Source organism: Campylobacter sp. RM12640 (genome assembly GCF_020137595.1).
In the GTDB taxonomy this organism is placed as follows: Bacteria; Campylobacterota; Campylobacteria; order Campylobacterales; family Campylobacteraceae; genus Campylobacter_E.
Window position 1 is genome coordinate 1 of the sequence record NZ_JACGAU010000036.1, and the last position, 11,306, is coordinate 11,306.

Annotated in this window: 11 protein-coding genes; 9 read left to right on the forward strand and 2 right to left on the reverse strand. The window is 26.0% G+C overall.

Annotated features, from left to right (window positions below):
* Positions 1 to 478 (reverse strand): glycosyltransferase family A protein (locus AVBRAN12640_RS09400; RefSeq protein ID WP_336612997.1); only part of this gene is annotated, 478 nt, incomplete at its 3' end.
* A 37-nt stretch (positions 479 to 515) separates the two neighbouring features.
* On the opposite strand from AVBRAN12640_RS09400, the gene AVBRAN12640_RS09405 reads away from it, so the two are divergent.
* From AVBRAN12640_RS09405 to ppa, 9 genes are all read left to right on the forward strand, one after another.
* Positions 516 to 1,544: a glycosyltransferase gene (locus AVBRAN12640_RS09405; protein ID WP_336609073.1), complete on the forward strand. Its 1,029-nt coding sequence runs from the start codon at positions 516 to 518 to the stop codon at positions 1,542 to 1,544.
* Positions 1,541 to 2,947, forward strand: coding sequence for a phosphomannomutase/phosphoglucomutase (locus AVBRAN12640_RS09410; protein WP_336609072.1), 1,407 nt, complete (start codon positions 1,541 to 1,543; stop codon positions 2,945 to 2,947). The genes AVBRAN12640_RS09405 and AVBRAN12640_RS09410 overlap by 4 nt, the downstream gene beginning before the upstream one ends.
* Positions 2,948 to 3,040: 93 nt before the next feature.
* Positions 3,041 to 4,240 carry a capsular biosynthesis protein gene (locus tag AVBRAN12640_RS09415; protein WP_336609071.1) on the forward strand — a complete coding sequence of 400 codons (1,200 nt, stop codon included), beginning with the start codon at positions 3,041 to 3,043 and terminating at the stop codon, positions 4,238 to 4,240.
* Complete coding sequence (gene kpsM / locus AVBRAN12640_RS09420) at positions 4,241 to 5,002, forward strand: capsule polysaccharide transporter KpsM (RefSeq protein WP_336609070.1); 762 nt, start codon at positions 4,241 to 4,243, stop codon at positions 5,000 to 5,002. It abuts the gene before it with no gap.
* On the forward strand, positions 4,999 to 5,661 hold the full coding sequence (locus AVBRAN12640_RS09425; RefSeq protein ID WP_336609069.1) for an ABC transporter ATP-binding protein: 663 nt from the start codon (positions 4,999 to 5,001) through the stop codon (positions 5,659 to 5,661). The genes kpsM and AVBRAN12640_RS09425 overlap by 4 nt, the downstream gene beginning before the upstream one ends.
* On the forward strand, positions 5,661 to 6,749 hold the full coding sequence (locus AVBRAN12640_RS09430; RefSeq protein ID WP_214118964.1) for a capsule biosynthesis protein: 1,089 nt from the start codon (positions 5,661 to 5,663) through the stop codon (positions 6,747 to 6,749). The genes AVBRAN12640_RS09425 and AVBRAN12640_RS09430 overlap by 1 nt, the downstream gene beginning before the upstream one ends.
* Positions 6,749 to 8,362, forward strand: a complete 1,614-nt coding sequence (locus AVBRAN12640_RS09435) for a polysaccharide biosynthesis/export family protein (protein WP_336609068.1) — start codon at positions 6,749 to 6,751, stop codon at positions 8,360 to 8,362. Before AVBRAN12640_RS09430 ends, AVBRAN12640_RS09435 begins: the two co-directional genes overlap by 1 nt.
* Before the next feature lie 19 nt (positions 8,363 to 8,381).
* Complete coding sequence (locus tag AVBRAN12640_RS09440) at positions 8,382 to 8,948, forward strand: adenylate kinase (protein WP_214120548.1); 567 nt, start codon at positions 8,382 to 8,384, stop codon at positions 8,946 to 8,948.
* Between the two features lie 14 nt (positions 8,949 to 8,962).
* A complete protein-coding gene (gene ppa / locus AVBRAN12640_RS09445) occupies positions 8,963 to 9,478 on the forward strand; it encodes an inorganic diphosphatase (protein WP_214118956.1) in 516 nt (171 codons plus the stop codon).
* A 774-nt stretch (positions 9,479 to 10,252) separates the two neighbouring features.
* Here ppa and AVBRAN12640_RS09450 read toward each other — a convergent pair.
* Positions 10,253 to 11,306: hypothetical protein (locus AVBRAN12640_RS09450; protein WP_336612998.1), on the reverse strand; the 1,054-nt coding region annotated here is incomplete at its 5' end.

An 11,306-nucleotide genomic window follows, 5' to 3' on the forward strand; every position in this document is an offset into this window, starting at 1 on the left:
GATAAAAGATTATATTTGCACTTAGCATTGCAAGGTTTTTATTTTTTGATACTTCTATATCTATATTTTTAAAAAAATCTTTATCTAAAAAATCATCAGGGTCTGCAAAAGTTACCCAAGTAGTTTTAACGTATTTTAGTCCAAGATTTCTAGCACTTGCTTGACCGCCGTTCTCTTTATAAATATAAGTAATATTATTTGGATATAACTTTTGATATCTTTTAATAATATTGGCTGAATTATCAGTAGAACCATCATCTACCATTATTAAAAATATACTTTTTTCAAATTCTATGCTTTGATTTATTATTGAAGTAAAAAAGTCATCTAAATATTTTTCTACATTATAAACAGCTGAGACTATTGTGTAGGTTGAATATGATTTATAAGGTAGTTTAAATATTTGTTTTTTAAATAATTTAATTTTAAAATCATAAAAAAATTCATTTAAATGTGTAATTTTATATTTGTATGTCATAATAACCTTTAAAAATTTTTAATATTTTAGGATAAAAATGCAAATCAGTATAATTTCAACTGTGTGTTATAAAAATAAAAAACATTTCATATATAAAAGAGCATTAGAGTTAATTGAATATTTTAAAAATACAAACTATGAATTTATAATATCTGATGCTAGTAAAAATAAAATATTAAAATCTAACTACCCAAATATAAAAATTATACACACTAAATATCAAAATCCATTTTCTCCAGGAATCGCTAGAAACCAAGCAATAATACATTCTAGTAAAAAATATATATTATTTTACGATATTGATTTATTAAATGATGGTAATTTTTTTATTAAATTATCAAATAAAGTAAATCAAGAATTAGAAACTAATATAAAAAAATTTATTTTAATTCCATTTGTATATCTAACCAAAACAGGAACACAAGAATTTGAAACAAACAAAAATTTATCTATATTAAAAAATAGCTATTTAGAAGGTTCTAGAAAACTTATAGAAAATATAGGTCTTAATGGGGTTATTATGATTATTAACAAGGAGTATTTAAAAAATATAGGCTTATTTGATATAAATTTTCAAGGTCATGGTGGCGAAGACCTAGAATTAGTTCATAGATTAATTGCAAACAACCCTATCGCAAAAAAACCAAATGATTATTATATTAATGAAACTTCAAATATAGTTGCAAACCTAAAAGGTTTTAGAAAGTATATGGCGTACTATACACTTCCATTATTTTTTGAAGATTTAATATTAATTCATAGATGGCATGATAGACCATTATTTAATAAATTTTATTTCAAAAAATCAACTAACCAAGACTTACTTATAAAAAAAATGAAAGAGTATGATTATAAAAATAATAATGTTTGGAAAGATGACAGAGAATTACCAGAATTTATAACCTATTTAAAACAATTATGTAAAAAATATAACATTGAAAATAGCATAGGTTTATATTCTTATGATAAAAAATATAATAAATATAGCTTAAAATCTAAATTAAGAAAATTAATTACTAGACCAAAAGATTTTTTTAAAGATATTAAATTAAGGAAATACACATGAAACACATATTTAGAGAATACGATATTAGGGGGATTTTTGGGACTGAGATTAGTCCTAGTTTTACTAAGGCTTTAGGTTTTGTAATAGGTAAAATTATGCTTAGTAAAAACGCAAAAAGCGTAAGCGTAGGCTATGATGCAAGACTTAGTAATAAAGTCTTAAATAATGCTTTAATTTATGGGCTAAATCGTGCAGGAATTAAGGTTTATTCACTTGGACTTGTTCCTACTCCACTTGGGTATTTTAGCAATTACGCTTATGAAATTGATGCAAATATTATGATAACAGCATCACATAACCCTAAAGAATACAATGGCTTTAAAATCACTATAAATAAAGAAAGTTTTTTTGCAAAAGAGCTTAGTGATATTTATACTGAAGTTGCAAATCACATAAAAGATTTTGATAATAAGATTGAAAATGCCGAATATGAAGAATTAGATATTAAAACAAAATATATTGAGTTTTTGCAAAAAGAATTCGCTCATCTTAAAAACGCCAATATAAATCTAGCAATTGATACGGCTAGTGGTGCAGCTTGTGAAGTTGTAGCAAACATTTTAGATATTTTAAATATTAAATACGCTCACTATTTTAGTGAATTTGATGGTGAATTTAAATCTCACGAGCCAGACCCAACAGAAGAAGAAAATCTATTTGCTATTAAAAACGAGCTTAATTTTAGCAATTTTTCTCATCATTGCCCTACTCCACTTTATAAAAATAACTATGTTAAAAATACTGCGACACTTGGCTTTGGTTTTGATGGAGATGCTGATAGAATTGTATGTGTTTTAAAAGATAAAATCATTAAAGGTGATGAGCTTTGCTATCTATTTGCAAATAATATTAAAAATCCTAAAATCCTTTGTGAAGTTAAATGCTCAAAAGTGATTTTTGATAAAATTAACGAGCTAGGAACTTGCTCAATGTGTAAAACAGGTCATTCAAATATCAAAAAAGCTATAAAAGAATTAAATGTGGATTTAGCAGCAGAACTTAGCGGGCATGTATTTTTTAATGACAAATATTATGGATACGATGATGCGATTTATTCTATGCTAAGAATTATTGAGCTATATTTAAAAAATCCTAATTTTATTGATATTTTAAACAACTTACCTAAAGCATATTCAAGTAATGAAATAAAAATAAAAGTAAATGAAAGTGATAAATTTAATATAATAAATACTTATAAAGAAAAAATAAAATCTCTTAATCTAAACGCTAAGCTAATTGAAATTGATGGAGTGAGATTAGAATTTGAAAATGGATTTTCACTACTTCGTGCAAGTAATACTAGCCCTTATTTAGTAGCTAGATTTGAAAGTATTAGCGAAGATAAATTAAAAGAAATCAATGATTTTACCTTTAAACTTTTAGATGAAATAATTAAAAATTAATTAGTTAATAAGTTTAGGTTAATATAACTAAAAAATTTTTAAAATACCCCCCCCCACGCTCAATATTACTAAATTGTGGGGGTAGTATTCTAAGTGAAAGAAAGTATGAATATAAATAGTTTAATAAGTAAATTTAATAATGAAAATATTTTATTTTTACAAGGACCTTTAGGGCCTTTTTTTAAGCGTTTTAGCAAATACCTTAATAAAAACAATAAAATATATAAAATTAATTTTACTGCGGGTGATTTTATATTTTATCCATCAAAATATAATTACAAAGGAAGTTTAAACAATCTTAAATCATACTTAGATAATTTTTATAAACTCAATAAAATCACTTGCATTATATTATTCGGCGATACTAGGCCAATTCATGAAATAGCAATTAATTTAGCTAAAAAATTAAATATAAAAATATATGTATTTGAAGAAGGATATTTAAGGCCAAATTATATTACTTGCGAAATGACTGGCGTTAATGCAAACTCACTTATGAGTAAAAATAAAAATGATTATAAAAAACTAAATACTTATAAAGAAAACTCAAAACTATTTAAGTCAAGTTTTAAAATAATGGCTTTTTATGCCTTAATGTATTATACATTTAGCATTATATTTCAAGTATTTTATAATAACAAAAACTATCATAGACCACTAAATATAATGGAGCTTTTTAGATGGTTTAGACATTTTTATAGAAAAGCTAAATATTCAATTTTAGAAAAAAATGTAGATAATCTAGCTAAAAAATATTCCAAAAAATACTTTTTAGCAGTTCTTCAAGTGCATAACGATAGTCAAATAAAAAAACATTTTAAAGACAAAGGTATGAAAAAATTCATAGTAAAAACCATAAAATCATTTGCTAAAAATAGAACAAATAATAATGTTTTGATATTTAAGCATCACCCATTAGATATTGCATATACTGATTATTCAAATATTATAAATGAACTTACCAAAAGACTTGGTATAAGTGATAAGGTGTTTTATATTCATCGTGGAAATATCCCAAATCTTTTAAAAAATGCTAAAGGCTGTATATGTATAAATAGCACTGTGGGAATGCAAGCACTTTATCATAATTGCCCTACTATAGTATTGGGTAATGCAATTTATAATATAGATGGTTTAGTCTATAAAAATGACCTTGATAGCTTTTGGCAAAATGCTCATAATTTTGTAAGCGATTATGATTTATACTTGAAATTCCAAGGATATTTATTAAAAAACAATCAATATAATGCAAATTTTTACTTAAATTTCAAAGAATTTGAAATAGGAAATTAAATGTGGCATATAATAAACGCGCTTATTTTAAGAGAGCTTAAAACTAGATTTGGTAAAAACCCAACTTTAGGTTATGTATGGGTTATACTTGAACCTATGATGCATGTTTTATTTATGCTAGTAATTTTTACTTTAATTAGAAATAGATTATTACCACAAGTTCCTTTTAGCTTATTTTTAATATCAGGTATGGTTCCGTTTTTTATGTTTAGAAATATTGTTAATTTTATAATGAATGGAATTGAAGCTAATAAAAGTTTATTTACTTATAAACCAGTTCGTCCTATTCATGTATTTTTAGCTAGAGCCTTACTAGAAGGTATTTTATATTTTATTATTTTTTGTATTTTAATGATTACAACGGGGTTTTTTATAAACTATAATATTATTCCATTTAATATTGTTTATAGTCTTTTAATGTTTATTTGGCTAGTTATTATTGCATTTGCTTTAGGACTTTTACTAGCTGTTGTTTTTTATGGTAGAGATGTTATAAAAAATATTATAGGTTATGCACTTACTATGATGTATTTTGGTTCTGCTATTATGTTTCCTTTATGGATAGTGCCAAATCAGATGATAGATATTCTAGCTTATAACCCAATCTTGCATATAATTGAACTTTTTAAAGAAAATTATTTTGAAACCTACCCTATAGTAACTCAAATTAATATTGAATATCCTTTAATTTGCACTTTAGTTTTATTATTTTTTAGTCTTGGCTTATATTATAAAAAAAGAGTGGAGCTTGGCACTGCATGATTAGACTTGAAAATATCACAAAATACTTTGTATTAAACAATAAAAAAAAGCATTATATTTTTAAGGATTTAAATTTTACTTTTCCTGATAATTGCTCAATCGGTCTAATGGGAAAAAATGGTGCAGGAAAATCTACAATGCTAAGAATTTTAGGCGGACTTGACATTCCTAATCGTGGTAAAGTAATAATTGATAAGAGTATTTCTTGGCCTGTTGGATTTGCAGGTGGATTTCAAGGAAGCTTAAGTGCTAGAGATAATATCAAATTCATAGCTAGAATCTACGGATATAGTGGAGAAGCTTTAAAAGAAAAAATAGAATATGTAAAAGAATTTGCTGAACTTGGAGATTATTTTGATGAGCCTATTAGAAGCTATTCATCAGGTATGAGAAGTAGAATTTCATTTGGTCTTAGCATGGCTTTTGATTTTGATTATTATCTAATAGATGAAGCAGGAGCAGTTGGCGATCCATCTTTTAGAGAAAAAAGTAGAAAAGTATATGAAGAAAAATTATCAAAATCAAAGGTAATTATGGTTTCACACGATATTAACGAAATAAAAACTTGGTGTGATAAAATAGTTTTTTTAGACAATGGAATAGCCACAATCTATGATGATATAGATGAAGGAATTAATAAATATAAAGAAAGTTGCTAATGAAAAAAAAGATTATAAAATTTATAACAAGCTTTAAAATTATCATAGTTTTAAGCTTAATTTCACTGATTTATTTTGCTTTTATAGCAAGTTCAAGATATGAAAGCACAGCAATAATTGGAGTAAAATCTACAAGCACTACTACTGATACATCTAGCCTAATACCAATAATAGGACTTACGAGTTCATCTAAAGAAGATTTAATGTATCTTAAAGAATATATAAACTCATACGATATGCTAGCAATTTTACAAAAAGATATAAATATCAAGGCTATGTATGAAGGAAAAATTGATTATGAATTATTTTTGAAAAATCTTGATGTAAAAGAAGATTTTTTAAAATATTATCAAAGTAGAATAAAGGTAGTTTATGATGATATTACCGGACTTTTAAGTATTAAAATTAACGCATTTTCTCCAGAAGATTCTAAAAAAATAGCCGATACGATACTTAAGGAAAGTGAAAATTTCATAAACGAAATATCACATAAAATCGCAAGAGAGCAAATGAGTTTTGCAAAAGAAGAATTAGAAAAAGCTAGTTTAGAACTAAGTAAAGCCCAAGATGAAATAAATAAATTTCAAAATACAAATTCTATGCTAGACCCTGTAAGTCAAGCAAAAACCCAATCAGCTATAAAAACACAAATAGAAGAAAAAATAATAGCAAAAGAAGTAGAACTTGCCACATTAAATAGTTACTTAAACTCAAATACTCCGCAAGTAAAAGCATTGAAATCAGAATTAGACGCACTAAAATCTCAATTAAAAAAAGAAGCTAATAAATTAACTTCAAAAGATAAAAATGACAAATTAAATTATTTAGCAATTGATTTTAGCAATCTTAGTTTTAAATTAAAATTCGCTGAAGATGCTTATAAATTAGCCCTAGCATCTTATGAAAAATCAAGACTAGAAGCTAATAAAAAGTTAAAACAAGTTATTATAATTTCTTCGCCGGTTTTATCAGAAATTGCAATATATCCAAATGTAATTTATGATGTATTCTCAGTATTTTTTATATTAACATTAGTTTTTGGAATTATTAAATTTACATATTCAATAATAGAGGAGCATAGATATTAATGAAAAAAATATTTTATATATTAGTATTTTCAATATTAGCATTTGCAGTTGATGTAGCAAATATAGCAGTAAATAATACTCAAGAAGAAATATCGCAACAAGTGAATAATAAAACATTTGGAGCACACCTATTCTCAGGTAATTTTAAGCAATTTAGCAAACATATTTATAATCCAGATTATAAAATCGCAATAGGAGATATAATAAATATTAAGCTTTGGGGTGCAGTAGAATTACAACAAAAATCAAGCGTTGATTCTCAAGGAAATATATTTATTCCACAAGTTGGAGTTATTCATTTGTTAGGAGTTAGCAATAAAGATTTAGTAAATATTATTCAAAATAAAGTAAGAAATACCTATAAATCAAATGTATATTCATACGCAGATATGGATACTTACCAAAATATTTCAGTATTTGTTACGGGAAATGTAAATAAACCAGGACTTTATGAAGGGCTTAGCTCGGATTCTTTAATTCAATACATTGATAAAGCAGGTGGAATAAATCTTGAATATGGAAGCTTTAGAAATATTCAAATTCTAAGAAATAATCAACTAATCAAACAAATAGACTTGTATGATTTTTTATTAAATGGCAAATTAGATTATTCTATGTTTAAGAATGGCGATGTAATTTTAGTAAAACAAATCAATGGCTATGCAAGTGCTAGTGGTGATGTATTAAAGCCTTATAGATTTGAATTAGGAGAGAATTTAAAAACATTAAATGATTTAGCTATTTTATCTAATGCAAAACCAACTGCAACAAATGCAATCATAAAAAGTTATGATGAAAATAACAAACTCCGTATAAATACTTATAAAAAAAGTGAATTTGAAAATGTATATATTAATAATGCCGATGAAGTGGAATTTAGACCAGATTACACAACGGATAAAATAAACATAAAAATTGAAGGCGAACACAATAGCTTACATTCATTAGTTTTAGATAAAGGAACTACATTGCAAGAAGCTCTTAGTTTATTAAATATGAATGATTTATCTAATAAACAAGCAGTGCAAGTGTATAGAAAAAGCGTAGCAGCTCTTCAAAAAAAATTAATTGAAGCCCAACTAAAAGAGTTAGAAACCTTAGCACTAACCACAACTTCAGCTACTTCAGAAGAAGCAAAAATTAGAGATAATTGGGGAACTAATATTTTAAAGTTTATTGAAAGAGCTAGAGCAATTGAGCCTAAAGGACAAATAGTAATTGATGATGAAAAATTATATTCTTCAATTGTTCTTGAAAATGATGATATTATTAATATACCTAGCAAAAATAATTTAGTTGTAATTCAAGGAGAAGTTGCTCTTCCTGGTGCATTTATTCATCAAGATAAATTAAAAATAAAAGATTATATTAAAATGGCTGGGGATTTAAATACTAGAGCTGATAAAAAAAGAATTTTATTAATACATGCTAATGGAAAAGCAGATAAAATAAGCTTAGGAACTTTTAGCAGTGATAAAAATGCTAAAGTTTATGAAGGAGATTCAGTATTAGTATTGCCTAAAATTGAAACTTACAACCTTCAAGTAACCGGTGTAATAACTCAGATTTTATACCAAATTGCAGTAGCAACTAAAGTAATTTTAGATATTTAATTTTATGAAAGGAAACACTATGAAAAAATTATTTTTAATTATAGGAGCACCTGGTAGTGGTAAAACTACTGATGCTAGCATAATTGCTAAAAACGAAAACTACACACACTATTCAACAGGCGATTTATTAAGAGCTGAAGTTGCAAGTGGAAGCGAATTAGGAAAACAAATAAACGAGCTTATTTCAAAAGGAAATCTAGTGCCTTTACAAATAGTTGTAAATACAATTATGAGTGCACTTAAAAAAGCTCCAAGTGATGTTATATTAATAGATGGTTACCCAAGAAGCGTTGAACAAATGCACGCACTTGATAGCGAATTAGCTAAATCAAACGAAGTAAATCTTAGTGCTGTTATTGAAGTATTTGTAAGCGAACAAGTAGCAAAAGATAGAGTTTTAGGTCGTGCTAGGGGTGCTGATGATAATGAAGAAGTATTTAATAATCGTATGAAAGTATATACCGAGCCTTTAGCTGATATTTTAAATTTTTATAAAGCAAAAAATCTACATATACAAATCAACGGCGAACGCACAATTGAAGAAATTGTTGCAAATATGAGTGAAGAAATTAAGAAAAAAATCTAATCAAGGAGAAAAAAATGGATATTACAAAAATTAAAAGTGGAAATGCAGAGAAATTAAATGCAGTTATAGAAATTCCTTATGGCTCAAATATTAAATATGAGCTAGATAAAGATAGTGGGGCAATCATGGTTGATAGAGTTATGTATTCGGCTATGTTTTACCCAGCAAATTATGGTTTCGTGCCAAATACACTTGCAGCTGATGGTGATCCTGTTGATGTGCTTGTATTAAATGAATACCCAGTTCAAGCAGGTGCTGTTATTCCTTGCCGTTTAATTGGTGTTTTAATTATGGAAGATGAAAGCGGTATGGATGAAAAATTACTTGCAGTTCCTGTTAGCAAGATTGATCCAAGCTATGATAATATCAAATCTTTAGAAGACCTAGCACCACACAAACTTGCAAAAATCAAAAACTTTTTTGAAACATACAAAGCATTAGAAAAAGGTAAATGGGTAAAAGTTCAAGATTTTAAAGGCATAGCTGAAGCTACAAAAATACTTGAAGAATCAATCAAAAACTATAAATAATGTTAGCAGTCTTTAAAGACTGCTTTTAAATTAATTTTATCAAATATTCTTATTTCTTATAAAAATTACAAATCATAATAATCTAATTTAAAATATACGAAATCTTATTAATAATACATAAGTAAAAATATTATTATACTTAATTTTGTAAGTGAATACTAATTTTGTTGCTAGTATTATTTATAAATGCGTATATTTTAAATCATTTAGCATCTTATTAATTTCTTTATAAAATTATTCATTTTAATTTTAATACTCATTAAAAATCATATAATTTAACTATATTTTAAGTTATAATTAAAGATATTTTTAGAATTTGATTTATTTTAGAAATTAACTTAAAACTGCGTTGTATTAGAATTTCAAGGAATTTTATAAAGTATATTTTTTTAACTTTATTTTAACACTAGCTAAAACCTTAAAACATATTCAAAATCACAAAAATACTCATTTATAGGATTTATATTATATATTTTGTAAAGTTTCATAAAAAAATATATATGTGTTATAAGTGCATGGTTTTATATATTAATTTTCAAGCTTTAAAACTCTATTATACAAAGCTTTAAGTGATTTTTACAATCAAATATTTTAAAAATTTTGCTATATATAACATACACCCATTACAAATATACTTATAACAACCAATAAAAATATAAAATAATTGTGCTTGAATACTTAAAAAAAATAATAATTAAATTAAAATTCTAATAAATTTTGAAGATTATAAAAAGATAAAAGCTTGAGCTAGTTGTTACTAGCTCAAGTTATATATTAAGAGTGGTGGTTTATATTATTAAATTCATCTAAATGTGTTAAGTCTTTAGAAGCTGCATCAAATGCAACTGAACCTAGTTTTAGATTAATATAACCTTCTTGAACTTGTGCTGGTTGAGCTATAGTTTCATTAAAGATATCTTTTTGAGTATCTAAAATATCCCCAACATTTACCTTAGTTTCATCTTTAGCTTCAACTTTTTCTTCTTTAATAATTGGAATACTAATTCCAGCATCATCTCCTAAAATTGCACTTGGGTTAAGGTTAATAAAGTTACCAGCGTTAATTTCAAAAGTATGACTAATTGCTGGTTCGCCAACTGGTTTGCACGCTACACAATCAAATACTTCATAATGATATGAGTTGCCTTTTTCACCTGTTAAGCCGATTTCAAATTTACCGCTATCCCAAATTGTAATATTTGTCCAGCTTTCAACCTTACCTGTAGCATCATTAACTAGATTTACTATTAATTCTGAACCTGGTTTTGCAGTTCCTGTAATAACTGGGCTTACGCTATCAGTTACATAACCATTAATTTTTTCAATAGCACTATTGCTATTTGCTTGATAGTAAATACCTTCATTGATTGTAATATGATTATTACTTACAACAACTTCACTTGGAACAACCACATCTACATTAGCATTGTTATCGTTAGCTACTTCATCTTTAGCTGTATTTAGGTCTATTGTAAATGCAAATTCTTTAACAAGTCCTGTTTTTAAGCTTGATAAATATACTTTATATGTTCCAACTTCCCAACCACTACCATCTACTCTGTTTGTTAAATCAGGAGTATATTTGAATGTTCCATCTGGTGCAGCTTGAAATTCTTTCATAATTAATTCATCTTGTCCTGTTGCATTATTAGCTTTTACAAATCCTAATACTATTGTATCATTAGCAACTGATTTACCAACAAATGTTGGAGTAGTATCAAATGTTCTACCACCATTTGGAATTTCAGTTAAGTTGTTGAAATATCCACCTTCATCACCTTGTAATACTTTAAAGTTAAATACATTGTTATCTTGGCTATTGCTATCC